General features: G+C 55.3%; 12 protein-coding genes. 9 read left to right on the top strand and 3 right to left on the bottom strand.

From position 1 onward, the window contains the following. Nucleotides 1-272: 272 nt before the first annotated feature. Nucleotides 273-422 (bottom strand): hypothetical protein, encoded by a 150-nt coding sequence (locus CS910_RS11905; RefSeq protein ID WP_158523822.1) that lies wholly within the window; start codon nt 420-422, stop codon nt 273-275. 205 nt (nt 423-627) lie between these two features. On the opposite strand from CS910_RS11905, the gene CS910_RS07570 reads away from it, so the two are divergent. Both CS910_RS07570 and CS910_RS07565 read left to right on the top strand, forming a co-directional pair. Further along, nucleotides 628-1275 carry an MBL fold metallo-hydrolase gene (locus CS910_RS07570; protein ID WP_099212476.1) on the top strand — a complete coding sequence of 216 codons (648 nt, stop codon included), beginning with the start codon at nt 628-630 and terminating at the stop codon, nt 1273-1275. Further along, a complete protein-coding gene (locus CS910_RS07565; RefSeq protein WP_099210824.1) occupies nt 1272-1520 on the top strand; it encodes a DUF504 domain-containing protein in 249 nt (82 codons plus the stop codon). Before CS910_RS07570 ends, CS910_RS07565 begins: the two co-directional genes overlap by 4 nt. On the opposite strand, the gene CS910_RS07560 is transcribed toward CS910_RS07565, so the two are convergent. Further along, entirely contained in the window at nt 1509-2474 is a 966-nt protein-coding gene (locus tag CS910_RS07560; protein WP_042690489.1) for a DUF835 domain-containing protein, read from the bottom strand. The genes CS910_RS07565 and CS910_RS07560 overlap by 12 nt on opposite strands. 68 nt (nt 2475-2542) lie before the next feature. Between CS910_RS07560 and CS910_RS07555 the strand changes: the two genes are divergently transcribed. Both CS910_RS07555 and CS910_RS07550 read left to right on the top strand, forming a co-directional pair. Beyond that, entirely contained in the window at nt 2543-3307 is a 765-nt protein-coding gene (locus tag CS910_RS07555; RefSeq protein WP_099210822.1) for a YchF/TatD family DNA exonuclease, read from the top strand. Next, complete coding sequence (locus CS910_RS07550) at nt 3304-3594, top strand: DUF3216 domain-containing protein (RefSeq protein ID WP_099210820.1); 291 nt, start codon at nt 3304-3306, stop codon at nt 3592-3594. Before CS910_RS07555 ends, CS910_RS07550 begins: the two co-directional genes overlap by 4 nt. A 930-nt stretch (nt 3595-4524) precedes the next feature. Here CS910_RS07550 and CS910_RS07545 read toward each other — a convergent pair. After that, a complete protein-coding gene (locus CS910_RS07545) occupies nt 4525-6060 on the bottom strand; it encodes a dihydropteroate synthase-like protein (protein ID WP_099210818.1) in 1536 nt (511 codons plus the stop codon). A gap of 171 nt (nt 6061-6231) precedes the next feature. Between CS910_RS07545 and CS910_RS07540 the strand changes: the two genes are divergently transcribed. Genes CS910_RS07540 through CS910_RS07520 form a run of 5 tightly spaced genes read left to right on the top strand, consistent with a single transcriptional unit; the run spans nt 6232 to nt 13904 of the window. After that, nucleotides 6232-7899: an ATP-binding protein gene (locus CS910_RS07540; protein ID WP_099210816.1), complete on the top strand. Its 1668-nt coding sequence runs from the start codon at nt 6232-6234 to the stop codon at nt 7897-7899. Nucleotides 7900-7908: 9 nt separating this feature from the next. Further along, nucleotides 7909-9306, top strand: coding sequence for a DNA repair exonuclease (locus CS910_RS07535; protein WP_099210814.1), 1398 nt, complete (start codon nt 7909-7911; stop codon nt 9304-9306). Further along, the gene (rad50, locus tag CS910_RS07530) at nt 9303-11960 is read left to right on the top strand and encodes a DNA double-strand break repair ATPase Rad50 (protein ID WP_099210812.1); all 2658 of its coding nucleotides are present in this window, start codon (nt 9303-9305) and stop codon (nt 11958-11960) included. Before CS910_RS07535 ends, rad50 begins: the two co-directional genes overlap by 4 nt. Continuing rightward, nucleotides 11947-13185: a DNA double-strand break repair nuclease NurA gene (locus CS910_RS07525; protein WP_099210810.1), complete on the top strand. Its 1239-nt coding sequence runs from the start codon at nt 11947-11949 to the stop codon at nt 13183-13185. Before rad50 ends, CS910_RS07525 begins: the two co-directional genes overlap by 14 nt. Nucleotides 13186-13190: 5 nt before the next feature. Beyond that, entirely contained in the window at nt 13191-13904 is a 714-nt protein-coding gene (locus CS910_RS07520) for a DUF72 domain-containing protein (RefSeq protein WP_099210808.1), read from the top strand. The last annotated feature ends 13 nt before the right edge of the window (nt 13905-13917 follow it).

The raw sequence follows: 13917 nt of genomic DNA, 5'->3' as shown, positions 1-13917 counted from the left end.
GGTTTTGGGAGAGGAGTTTATAAACCCACCTCGAACGGTATAAATAGAGTCTTGAAGCAAACCCGGTATGCGGGGGCTACCTGCCGAGTGAGGCCCAGTGTCCTCGTGAGGCGGGTTTGGCGAACGCCGTTCCCCCGTTGGCCCGCCCGAGAGACCGCGGAGGGGACCGAGTGGGGCCTCCGATGACTATTTGTGCCATCTCTCGTCGAGCGGCTTGAGAAGACTTCTGCCGGTGAGCTTTCTGTGTTCTTCGTCCAGCTCGAAGAGCCGCATCAAATCATCGAGTATCCCCCTGGCGTGGCCACCTCAAGCAAAGGTTTCCAGTCGTTTGTGACTTCAGCGTGATAGTAGAAGCGCTCCCAGCCCATTCCATATTTTCTCCCAATTTTCTCAAGCTCGACCTTTATTTTCGAGAGGCTCATGTCAGTGACTAAAACCAATACCTTATAAACCACCGCCCCAAAACCACTCCGGGCGATGATGAGATTCATCCCTCCTGACGGGGACTCGCTCCCCCCGAGATGAAGACGCGGTCCCCCCTCGAGCCCTTTTGGAGGTGGGAGCTTGGAGAACCTTGAGGTAATCTACCCCGACCTGTTCCCAATCGAGATTCCGCCCAACACGGTGATGCTGAAGGGCCTTGGCTGGGACTCCAACGTCTACCTCTTCCGCTCCGGAAAGGAAGCCCTCATCATCGACACGGGCACGGGCGAGAACGTCGACCGCTATTTCTCCCTGTGGCTCGGTGAGGGCTATCTCGACGGCCTAAGGAAGGTCGTGATATTCAACACGCACGAGCACTTCGACCACGTTGGCGGAAACCTTGCAATGAAGGAGCTCTTCGAGAGGCTCGGCGTCGAGGTTCTCTTCGCTTCGCACAGGAAAACAGCAGAAGCCCTTGAGCGCGCCGATGGAAGGATAATCCTCGACTACGCCTACGGGAAGAGGTTTCCGGGGCATGATGTTGACATCAAGCTCGATGATGGCGACTACCTTAGGGTTGGCAAGAGAAAACTGCTCCTGCTCCACACGCCGGGCCACACAGCGGGAAGCTCCTGTCTCTACCTTGACGGGGAAGTCAAGCTAATCTTCACCGGCGACACGATATTCAATGGAACCGTCGGGAGGACGGATTTGCCAACCGGAAACAGGGAGGAGCTGAAGAGAAGCATCGAGAGGCTGGCGGAGCTTGAAGTCGACTTCGGCCTGCCCGGGCACGGGTGGGTGATAAAGGACTGGCGCGGGAACATAGAAACCGTGAGGAGGTTCCTATGAGGAAGGGTTCCCTGAAGGAGGTTCTGGCGAAGATTAAGCACGACCCGAGGGAGGACGAGAGGGACTACTACATTGTTATCGAGCATCGGGGAGCGTATGGAAACGAGAAGAAAATCCCCGTCGAGATTATTGAGCTGGGACACGGCTACTTCTTCATCGGCGAGACACAGATTCCATACCACAGGATAATTCGGGTTGTCCGGAAAGACGGGAAAGTGGTGTGGGAGAGGCGCTCAAGAGATTAGCTCGAGCTCCGACGTGAGAATTGCCCACTCCTTCTTCTCGAACGCCTCTGGAATCGCCGTCACTATGAGGTAGCCGTCGTTGATGATTGCGAGGTCTTTGACGTAGAGAACGAAGTCAAGGGTGTCCTTGAAGCCGAGCTGGCTAACGAGGTAGCCGAGGTTCTGGAGGAACACGACGCCGCGCCGTTCCCGCGACGAGCATTCCCTGAAGAAGCGGGACAGCTCGTTCCTCATATCGGGCAGGAGTTCTGGAGGAACGGCACCCTCCACGTCCGTCTTTGTAATCCAGAACACCCTTCCGGAGCCCTCTATGAACTCCCTGAACCTGTGGGGATTCTCGCGGACGAGGGCAAGGAGCTCCTTCGGCTCGTCGAGAAAGTCGAGGAGGAAGTACCTCGCCTTGACGTCGTCCGTGAGCAGGTAAGCTCCGGAGTCGAGCTCCCAGGGAGAACTGTGCCTCCGCTCAAAGGCCTCCATAAGGTCGTAGACCCGCTTTATCTCCTCGTAATGCCCCTGCTCCATAGCCGCGAGGTCGAGTGCAAGCTTCCTGACCTCCTCGTCCCGGGCAACGCTCGCAAGGAGCTCGTAGGTCTGCTTTGCGAAGAGCTCGCTCTCCATACAGTAGCGCAGGGCGGAGACGTAATCCTCGGCGCTCTCGAACTCGGGGTAGAACGGGTAGACCTCCACCGGAGGGGCGTCAACCTTCACAGGCTCCTCACCGGGGAAGAGCTTTTTGAAGAGCTCGCGAAGCATGTTCTCATGAACCTTGCTCTCCTCGCTCATTTTCCTGAAGAGGACCTTCACACTCCTGCGCTTGGCCCTCTTTGCGAGTTCGGCGTAGTACTCAACCTCATCCCTCTCATTGAAAATCGCGTAGCTCAGCAACTCTTTAGCTGAAAGATTTTTCAGACGATTCACGATTTCCTTCATTACCTCACTCGGGTCCCGCTCCATGACCAACGCCCAAAGTTACTTGGACACACCAGGGAAAAGCTTTTCTGTTCCCGACTTAACGAGGGAGCATGATTGACGCACACGCCCACTTCGAGTTCTACAAAAAGGACGCTCCGAAGGTTATCGAAGAGTGCCGGAAAGAGCTCAGGGCAGTGGTAGACTCAATAACCGAGTACCGGAAGGCCCACGTCTGGAAGAGCTGGGAACTGCTCAGGCCATACTTCGGCTTCATCTTCCCGACCCTCGGCTACCACCCCAACGAGGCCAGGAGGGGCAACTGGGAGAAGGTGAGGAAGGTCGAGGACTTCATCAGGGAGCACTCGAAAGAGATAGTCGCCATCGGGGAGATAGGCCTCGACTACCACTACGCCGAGAACGAAAGGCAGAGGGAAAACCAGCGCGAAATCTTCAGGCACTTCCTCGAGCTGGCCGTTGAGCTCGACCTTCCGGTCGTGATACACGCGAGGGAGGCCGAGGGAGAGGCGTACGAACTGGTTCAAAGGGCGGGCGTTAGGGCTTACTTCCACTCCTACGCCGGGAGCGTCGAGCTTGCTAAAGAGATAGTCGAGAACGGCCACGTCATAGGGATAAACACAGGGATAGTCTTCATCCCCGAGGTGAGGGCCGTTGCCGAGGCTATAGACGTGGATTACCTTTTAGCCGAGACAGACAGTCCATACATGAGCCCCTTCAAGGGACAGCGCAACGTCCCGTGCAACGTTCGCGTTGCGGTTGAGTGGATAGCCAAGCTTCAGGGGCTGGAGTTTGAAGATGTCGAGAGGGAAACCGAGAAAAAGGCCATCGAGTTCTTTGCTCTGGGGGTGAAAGTATGAAGGTCGAAGAGGCCGAAAAGGTTCGGGCGCTTTTGAAGGAACTCGGTGAAGAGGCTTTAATAGCGAGGCTGGACTCGTTCATAGCTTTAAACGAGGGGCTTGAGACCAAGAAGGGCGAGGACTACATAAAGCTCTCGATTCTGAGCTTCCTGGAGGGACTCCTGATGACGTTGAAGATGAAGTACCCAGGGAAAGGTGAGGTTGTGGACTTATACGAGGAAATCAGGGCCAAGCGGGCGGAGCTCGACGAGCTCTTCAGGAAGCCGGCGATGCAGAACCTTCGGTAACGACCTAAGTCCCGGCTTTTTCTTAAATCCCTGCCATCCCACCGTGTTTCCAAGTTTCCAAAGCTACGCTAGTTCTGAAACTGTGAAAAACTATTTGGAGGTGTTGCTGTATGATAGAAACGGTAATAAAGGTTTCCAAAGCTACGCTAGTTCTGAAACCTAAAGGAAAACCTCGAAGAGATAAAGAAAGACCTGGTTTCCAAAGCTACGCTAGTTCTGAAACGGTCCGATTTTTTCGTCCTCTGGACATTAAAGGAGAGAGCGAAACTGGTATATAAGTTTTGCGCCTTTGAATGCTTTGGATTCAGAGAGATTAGGGGTCGCTTTTTAGACTATTACGTATTGTAAAAATGCAATCTGGGAAATCTGCCGAAGGGAATAGGGTGAGTAAGGAACAGCACCCGTAGAATTTGTAATTTTGGCTTTATCAAAGCGTGTTTCACGGAACGTCCATAGGTCAGCTGTTTTCGTCCCACCGCACTCCTCGGAAACAGCGCAAGAATCCGAGAAAAGGTGTCATCCTGCTTTGTTTGTTTGAAGTTTGAAAACCAGCGCATCTCGGTTTTTTCGTTTAAAATTCTCTGGAACTGCCCCATATTGGGATAAAACGGAAGACAAAGCCTGTTTTGTCAAAATTGTACATGTTAATACTCTTACATAACGTAAAATATGAACGGGCATTTTCAGACCACCTTCTGCAGTTTAAAACGCTCAGATAAGAAACTATTGAACAGCAAGTGTTATTGCGTCTCCATTCTGGCTAAAAAGTCTTGTAAGGTAATAATTAACAATGAATACATTTGGAAAAACAAAAATTTATGGTGAATTCTTGGCTGAAATCTTAACGCAAAACCCCAATTCATTAAAAGCACTTGGCTCATCAACGCAACGCCAGAAAGAAGGAATCGACCAAAAATTACATGTATATCATTACTCAAGTTTGTCCAGATAAAACTCCGGGAACAGCTCAACCTCCTGAACGTAGCTCCTCCTCAATTTTAACGCAGTGTATGCCCTCTCCAGCTCCCGGCCGAGGTAGAAGGAGTGCCTCGGGCTTATCTCGAAGCGCTCAAGAATCGTGTCTATTATCGCGTTCGGCTCGTCGCCGACGATGGTGAGAACCGCTTCCGTTCCTCTATGGGCGTTCACCCAGATTCTCCCGCCTTCAACCCAGATGCGGAAGTAGATGGGCTCAAGCTGGACGGGTCTTTCCCTCGCCTCAACGACCTCCCGAGCCGGCTCAAAGCGCCACTCCTTGGTTCTCTTCTCCTTCAGGATGAGCAGGTCGAAGCCCAAATCCTTCGGGGTCTCGAAGAGGTTCATATCTACTGCTCTTCTCAGCTCCCTGACGGAGCCCTTAGCCTTTGCGCTCGTCTCAGTGGTGAGGAGCAGGTTTATTGAGAGCTCCTTCGCGATTCCTGCCAGTAGGGCGTTCATCCCCACGCTGTCCGCGTCGTAGAGCTCCACCACGTTGCCGACTCCAGCTAAGAGAACGTCGTCCGGGTTCCTCCCGCGGTAGAGCTGGAATGCCGTAATTGAGCGCGCTAAGTGGGGAACCTGCTCGAGGATTAAATCCGGGATTAGAGTCCTGTAGCCCAAATCCAGAGCTTTCTCCCTGAGCCTCTCAAGGAACTCAACTCTCTCCGAGGGCCTGATGGGGAAGAAGCCCTTCCTCTGGTTCGTCGGGATTAGAACGACCGGCTTATCGGTGACGAGTTCCCCAATGTTGCTCTCATCAACGCTGAGGAAGAGGTCCGCATAGCTTAAGGCTTTCTCGATTTCAGCGGTGTTGAGAGAATCGAAGCTGATTGGAACCTCAAAGCCCCTCTCTTTGAGCCTCCCGCGGATTTCGGGAATCAGCTCAATGAAATCGAGGTTCGTTTCTCCAGCAACCATTCCAATGTCGATTATATCCGCCCCCTCACGGAGGTAGTAGAGGGCCTTCTCAACGGTACCATCTACGCCGAGTTTCGGGGCGTCAACGACCTCGCCGAGAATCCTCGTCGGGAAGTCCCTTCCAACCGGCAGGTTGCCGATGAGGACGTTCCAGGGCCTTTTAAGGGCCCTCTCGATGTAGCGCCTGTCCTTAGTCTTGTTCCTGATGTCCTCGACCTTCTTTAGGCCATCGAGGGAGAAGAGCTCGTCCGCCGGCTTCTCCTTGCTCAGCCTGAAACCCTTCTCCAATGCCCTCAGCACGGCAGGTAAATCCATCGCATTTCTCGGCCCCTTGAACGTTGGAATCCCAATTTCGTCCTCGATGGGTTGAGCTGAACCCCTGACGAGACCGGGAATCAGAATTAAGTCGTAGTCCTCACTCCTAACGCCGGCCTTCTTCAGGTAGCGGACTATCAGCTCGGGAGTTAAGAAAGCCGCGACGCTGACCGGCGTAACGAGGACGTCGCAGCCTTTCCCGTACTTCCTCACGAGTGGTTCGGCAAGTTTTCCCGTGACGAGGAGGATTCTCATGGTTGGAACTTCCGCTTTGACCTTAAAAGCCCTCGGCCGGTAGGTGGCTCATCACCGCTCAGCCGGGAGTAGCTCGTCATCGGGCGTGGTGGATTGGGGAAGCCAATAAAAACCCTTTCGGCATCGAAAGGTTTTTGTTTTCGGCCGGGCGAATCAACTCAAGGTGGTAATATGGAGGGTCGCGACGCTTCGGTTGGAATAGTGTTCGGTGAATCGAGCACCGACCACTTCACTTTCATAGTCAACCCCAAGAACGAGCTCCCGCGCTTCGGCGAGTTCCTCGTCGTCAAAAACCGCGAGGGAGACGAGGTTTTGGCTCTCCTTAAGTCCATCAGAAACCTCAACTGGCTTATGGAAGCCGGAAGGGGAAGCTACGACTACGTTGAAAAAACCGTCAACGTTTTCTCGCGCGGAATCCTCGACAAGAGCGAGGAGATACTGGCTACCGCCAAGGTTCTCGGCGTGCTTAGAACGAGGGACGGCGAGTTTCTGGTGAAACCGGCGCCAAACCGCGTTCCCATAAAACCCGGCGAGAGAGTTTATCTGGCCAGAGACGAGGATTTGGAGAGAATCTTCGCCAACGGCCACCTCAGGATTGGAAAGCTCATCGCGAGGGGCAACATAGAGGTCCGCCTCGACGCCAACAGGCTCGTTTCGAGGCACTTCGCGGTTCTGGCCGTTACCGGAGCGGGCAAGTCCAACACGATAGCGGTTCTCACCAAGGAGCTCGTGGACAACGTGAACGCGACCGTCGTAATCCTCGACCCCCACGGCGAGTATCAGAGGTTGAGCTGGCCCGGGGCGCGCGTCAACCCGATAAAGGCCACGATAGACCCCGGAAGGATAAGGCTGAGCGAGCTGGCAACGCTTTTGGGAATAGCCGAAAACGCGAGCCTTCAGAGGCGCTTCCTCGGGCTCGTTTACAGAACCGTTAAGGAGGAGATGAGAAGGGACGGAAAGGTCGTCGGCGGTCTGCCCTTTCTTGAGGCGATGGAGGACAAGATAGAGGAGTGGATTAGGGTTTACGAGAACACCGACGACAAGGTAATCTACTACTACAACGAGAAGGGCATAGAGACGCCGAGAAAGATTCAGGCGAGGGATTTGGACTCCCTGATAAGGCTGAAGGACTACATAGGCGAGCTGAAGGCCAACTTCGGCGAGTTCATAAGCCCGGTAGATGTTCTCGGCGAGATAAGGCCCGGCATGGTGAACGTCATAGACCTCAGCGGAATGGAAGAGGAGCAGATGATAACGCTCGCGAGCTTCGTTCTGAGGGGCATACTCAAAAACCGCATCGAGTACCTCAAAGCCGTCAGAACCAACGACAGGCTCACCGCGAGGGAGATACTGGAAGCTTACCCGGCCGTGAAAAAGCCAATCCTCGTCATAGTTGAGGAAGCACACATATTCGCGCCGAGGGGCGAGAAGAACCCCGCAACCCTGTGGCTCGGCAAGATAGCGCGAGAGGGCAGGAAGTTCGGCGTCGGCCTTGGAATAGTGTCCCAGAGACCGAAGAAGCTGGACGACGACATACTCAGCCAGACCAACACCAAGATAATACTCAAGCTGGTTGAGCCCAACGACCAGCGCTACGTCCAGCAGGCGAGCGAGCAGATAAGCGAGGACCTGCTGAGCGATATAGCCTCCCTGGGCGTCGGTGAAGCGGTTATAGTCGGCTACGCCATCACAATTCCGGCGATGGTAAAGATTTATAACTTCGAGAAGGATTTCAACGGCCACTACGGTGGCAGGGACATAGACATCGTTGAGGAGTGGCTTGAAGGAAAGGAGGAAGAGGTTAGCGAGGAAGAGGCCATAAGCGCCCTCCCGCTGTGAGGTGTTAAGATGAGGTTCGCGCACATAGCCGATGCCCATCTCGGCCGAGAGCAGTTCAACCAGCCCTTCCGCTACGAGGACTACGTTAGGGCCTTCCGCGAGGCGGTTGAGAAGGCCGTTAAAGCTAACGTGGACTTCATACTCATCGCCGGCGATTTGTTCCACGTGAGCAGGCCGTCGCCGAAGGCCCTGCGCGATGCGGTTGAGATACTCGAAATCCCGAGGAGAAGGGAAATCCCGGTCTTTGCCATCGAGGGCAACCACGACAAGACGATTCGGGAAGCTTCCGTCTTCGACCTGCTCGAGCACCTCGGCCTTCTAAGGACCCTCGGCCTCAGGAGGGAGGAAAAGAGGGACGAGTTCCTGCGGAGCAAAAAAATAGCGGACCGCTACCTCGTCTGGGCCGAGGTTGGAGACCTCAAAATCTACGGCCTGAGGCATCACACGCGCTGGCAACTCATAAGGGGCAACACCAACGTCCTGAAGGCCCTCTTCAAGAAAGGCGATATCTTGATGCTCCATCAGGCCGTTGACTACCTCGCGAAGGACACCCCTTATCAGGACGCCTTCGACCTGAGGCTGAGCGAACTCCCAGAGGGCTTCTCCTACTACGCCCTCGGGCACATACACGTGAGGAAAATAGCCGAACCGGAGCAGACCGGCTTGAACGGGCCAGTCGTTTATCCCGGTTCACTCGAGAGAACCGACGTGAGGGAGGCGAGCCACGTAATAGTCTACGGCGAGAAGGACAAGAAGCCGAAGGTCAGGGAAAACAACCAGCCGAAGGGCTTCTACATCGTTGAGGACTTCCGGCCGGAGTTCGTCGAGGTCGAAACGAGACCCTTCTACCGCGTTACGGTGTCGGGAAACTCAAAGGCCGAGCTCAGGCGAAAGGTTGAGGAGGTAGCGGGACTGATTCCGAAAGATGCCGTTGCAATCATCTACCTCGAGGGAACGGTGAAGGGTGGCGTTAGTTTGGCGGAGTTCAACGACCTGCTGAAGGATTCGGGCATAGCCTACTACGCCTTCAGGAGCAGGGTCACGGGCGAGGCGATAATCTCGAAGGAGCGCGTGGGCGAGGAGATACTGACCGAGTGGGAGAGGGAGCTCTTCCTCCACATGAGGAGCGAACCGAAGGAGTTCCCGCTCGACGAGTTCATGGACTGGCTCCTTGAGAAGTACCGCCTCGGCGTTCCGGCGGAGATGAGCGCAAGGGCCCGCAAACCAGTGGAAGAGCCGAAGAAAGAGGTTGTCGAAAAGAAACGGCCGAAAGAGGAAAAGCACGTGAAAGCAACTCCGAAGGGAGAGAAACAGGAAAAGCCAAAACCCGAAAAGAAGACCGAGAAGAAACCGAAGCCGGCAAAGCCGTCGAGCCTCGACGCGTGGCTGAGGGGTGGTAGGCGATGAGGGTCAGGAAAATCGAGATTCGGAACTTCAGGGCCCACAGGAAAAGCGTTGTCGAGTTCAGCGACGGCATAAACCTGATAATAGGCCAGAATGGAGCGGGAAAGAGCTCAATCCTTGAGGCCATCTTCGCCTCGCTTTACCTCGGACACCCGAGCTTCCCGAAGGGTTACCTGAAGGCCAACGCCCGCGTCGGAACCGGGGAGCTTTCCCTGAGCCTGGAATTTGAGCACAACGGCAAAACCTACCGCATAACCAGAACAACGAAGAAGAGCGAGCTCCTCGAGAACGGAAGGCTCATCGCGGAGAAGAGCTCAGATATAGCGCGCTGGGTCGAGCGGAACGTTTATCCCCTGCAGGTCTACACGAACGCGCTCTACATTCGACAGGGCGAGATTGAGGGCATAATCACCAACCGCGAGGTCATGGAGAAGGTTCTGCGCAAGGTTCTCGGCATAGAGGACTACGAGAACGCCGAGAGGAACTCGGGGGAGGTAATCCGCGAGCTGAAGAGGAGGAAGGAGAACCTCAAGAGGCTCATCGAGAGGAAAGCCGAAATCGAGGAGAACCTCCGCGAGGCCGAGAAGAGGTTCGCCGAGACGCTGAGGAAGATTAGCGAGCTGAGGAAGAGGGAAAGGGAGCTTTCGGCCGAGGTCGAGAGGCTTTCCAAGCTCTATCAAGAGATGAAGGAAAGAAAGGAGCTGATAGCCGGCCTCGAAAAGAGGATAGCGCTCCTCGAAAAATCGCTGGCGAGCGAGGAGAAACTTTTGAGGGAGAGGGATAAGAGAATTGAGGAGCTGAAGCTCGAGCTGGAGGAGCTGAAGGAGAAGAAGGCGAGACTCGAGGAGCTGAAGCCCCTCGCCGAGGAGTACACCGAGCTCGGCAGACTTCTCAAACTGAAGGACGAGCTCTCGAAGGTCGAGGTTGGGCTTTCCTCGCTGAGGGAAAAGCTCCGCTCCCTCGAGAGGGAAACCGCGAAGCGCGCTGAGCTGGAGAAGAGGCTTGAGGAGCTGAAGAAGAAAGAGGTCGAGACGAGGAAGGAATACGAGAGGCTCAAGGAGAGGCACAAGCTCTACCAGCGCGCCCTGTCAATCCTTGGCGAGGTCGAGAAGCACAGAAAGGAGCTTGAGAGGGCCGGCTACACCGTCGAGAAGCTTGAGAACGAGCTTGGCGAAATCGAGAAAGCCAAGGAGGAGCTTGAAAAACTCCAGGAGGAGATTTCGAAGGTCAGGGAGAAAATAGCCTCGCTGAAGGGGAAAAAGGCGGAGCTTATGGCCAACATGGAGAGACTGGAAGGGGCCAAAATCTGCCCCCTCTGCAGAAGGCCCATAGACGAGCACGAGGAAGGCGAAATCCTGACAGAATACAGGGCGGAGATATCGAGGATTGAGGGAGAAGTTAAAACCCTCGAGGGGGAACTCGAAGGGTTGAGAAAGCGCGAGCTCGAGCTCAGGAAGCTCCTCGCGAGGGAGCCAAAGCTAATCCGCCTCAAGAAGACGGCTGACCTGCTCAGAGAAGCCGAGGAGAGGCTTGAGGAACTTGGCGTTGAAGAACTGGAAAAGGACGCCGAGCTCTTCGAGGAAACGAAGGAGAAGCTCATCGGCCTCAAGAAGGAAATCCGGGGCGTGAGGGAGAGGCTTGAGGAGCTCGAGGGCCTTGAGAAGGAAACGGAAGAAGTAAAGAAGCAACTCCAGGCCCTCGAGGAGAGAAAGGCCGACATTCTAAAGAGGCTCTCCGAGAGGGGATTTAAGTCCTTCGAGGAAGTGGAAGACAAAATTAAGGAGCTTGAGAAGCCCTACCGCGAGTTCCTCTCGCTGAAGGACGTTCCGAGGAGGATTGAAGCCCTCGAGAAGAAGCTCGACGTCGAGCGGAGGAAGGCCGATGAATCAAGGGCGAACATGGAGCGCCTGAAGGCCGAGCTCGGAAAGGTAAGGAGTGAGCTCGAGGAAGCTAAAAAGGACTTCTCGGAGGAGGACTTTGAGAGGGCCGAGAGGGAATACCTTGAGAAGTCGCGGGCGCTTGAGAGGGCGAGGGCCGAGCGTGAGGGGGCAGAAAACCTGAGGGATGAGATAGCTCGCTTAATAGACGAGCTGAAGGCGAACCTCGCGGAGATTGAAAAGGCCGAGAAAGAGCTCGAACTCGTCGAGAAGGCGCTGGCAGACCTGACGGCCTTCAGGGAGAAGGTAGCCCGGCTGAAGGCGGAGGAAGAGCTGAGGGGCCTTGAAGAGGTGCAAAAGCTGGCCGGAGAGCTGTTCTCGGAGATGACCGAGGGCAAGTATCAGGGGATAAGGCTGAGGCGCGAGAAGAAGTACGGAAAGGAGAGGATTGAGCTCAAAGTCCTCTACGCGGGCAACGAGGTGGGAATAGACTTCCTCAGCGGTGGGGAGCGGATAGCGCTCGGTCTGGCCTTCCGCCTTGCCCTCTCGCTCTACAAGGTGGGCAACCTTGAGCTCCTCATACTGGACGAGCCGACACCGTTTCTCGACGAGGAGAGGAGGAAGAAGCTCGTGGAGATTATATCGAGCCAGCTGAGGAAGATACCTCAGGTAATCATCGTTTCGCACGACGAGGAGCTGAAGGACGCGGCTGACTACGTGATAAGGGTTACCAACGCCGGTGAAGCGAGGGTGGAGGTGGAGAGCCTTGGAGCGTATTGACGACAGGCACCTCGAGGAAATCAGGCACTTCCTCAGGGAGAGCAGGAAAGAGCTCGGAAAGCTCGTTCCCCTTGTGAGAAAGCACTACCGCTGGGAGAGCCTGCCCGAGCCGAAGAAAGCTAAGGTTTACGCCGTTGACGGCAGTAGAATGGCCAAGAGGCTCAGTGGGGCGATAATCTACGCCGTCTCCGCATCGGCTGTCGGCGACGACCTCTACTACTGGAACGACATCGGGGCGCTCTTCCCCTACAGCAACGCGGACGACAGGATAAGGGTTCACATGGACACTCTGGAGAAGAGAATGGGTGCCCTCGTCGGGGAAATGTCGGACCTCGTGCTCATGGACGGCACGATAAGCGGGGCCCTCATAAGACCGCCGAGCTACGCGAACTCAACCACGAACCAGCTCTACGAGAGGCACGGGAGGACGCTCTTGGAGGCCTCACTGGACTTCCTTGATGCCCTGAACCTCAAGTGGAGGGAGTGGAAGCGGGAGCTCAAAAAGGGCGTCATCTCGGGTCCATCTCTGCTCGCCCGCGGGAGGGAAGGAAAGTCAATCTTCAAGATACTGGAGGAGAAGGGCTCAAGGAGCATTCGTGGAAAAATCTGGTGGGTTGTGGATGCCGAAAACCTGATAGTCCTCTTCGAATACCTTGAATACCTCCACGCCCTCGACAGGCTTTTGGGAAACGAGATAGCCTCGATAGCCAAGACCTTCTACCGCTCCGACGTCATAGGGACGGTAGCCGAGAGGGAGAAACTGAAGAAGGTCCCAATAATGGTGGACACGCCGGTCGTTGCTTCACTGACCGATAAGAGCGGTTACCTGCGCTTCTCGTCGAAGGTCGGCAAGAAGGAGGCCCTTGCTCAGTTAATCCTCGACCTCATGGAGCACGGCTTTTTCGAGAACCTTCGAGAGATTCTCGTCCTCGACGGAAGGAAGATAGAGGGCGCGAGGATAAGGCCGGCCTACGTTCGCTTCGCCGATGGAGGATTGATTTACCTCCTCGAGGTTCCGGAGGGGCAGGACTTCGAGGAGACGCTGGCAAAAATCCTCTCGGTGGCCGAAGACGAATACGTGATTCCGCTCGAGTACGCGCACCACTCGGTCGTAATCAAGAAGAGGGAGTTTGATGCATACGTTGACGCAATCCTGAGCGCGATAGTTGGCGAGGACGAGGCTTACCTGAACTTCCTGCGCTACGGAAGGGAACCGCTGGAGTGATGGAAATGATTAAGGTCGGAACGTGTGGCTTCTGCGAAGGAAGGGCAAAATACTTCCGGGACTTCGATGCCGTCGAGGTTCAGCAGACGTTTTACCGAATCCTCCAGGAGAAAACCCTCGAGCGCTGGAGGAAGGAAGCTCCGGAAGGTTTTACCTTCGCGATGAAAGCCTTTCAGGGCGTAACGCACCCACCGAACAGCCCGACGTGGCGGAGGAGCAACGTGAAGCCGAGCAAAAACGTCGGCCTTCTCAGGCCAACGAGCGAAGTGCTTCACTTCTGGCGCCTGACGCTGAAGGAGGCCGAAACCCTTGGCGCGCGCTTCATTCTAATTCAGTTACCGAAGAGCTTCAAGGAGAGCGAGGAGAGTTTCGCCAGCGCGGAAAGGTTCTTCGAGATGATTGACAGGGGAAGCTTCGAGATAGCCGTTGAGCTGAGGGGCTGGAGCGAGAAGGGCGTTAAGCGCTTCGTTAGGGCCTTCGACGTCATAGACGTGACCGACCCGCTCGTGAGGATTCCGCTCCACAGCGGGGAGACGAACTACTACCGCCTTCATGGGCGCTACGAGAACGGGCGGATAATTTACCGGCACTCCTACAGCGACGGGGAACTGCAAAAAGTTCGAGAGCGCGTCCTCGGCTGGAATCGCGGAGAGAGCTTCGTCTTCTTCAACAACAACGACATGTGCAGGGACGCGAAGAGGTTCAAAGCACTCATTTAGGGCTCAGGCACGG

Source organism: Thermococcus henrietii (assembly GCF_900198835.1).
Lineage (GTDB): Archaea > Methanobacteriota_B > Thermococci > Thermococcales > Thermococcaceae > Thermococcus > Thermococcus henrietii.
The sequence above is the reverse complement of the archived record's forward strand: the minus strand, read 5'-3'. Positions and strand labels throughout refer to the sequence as shown.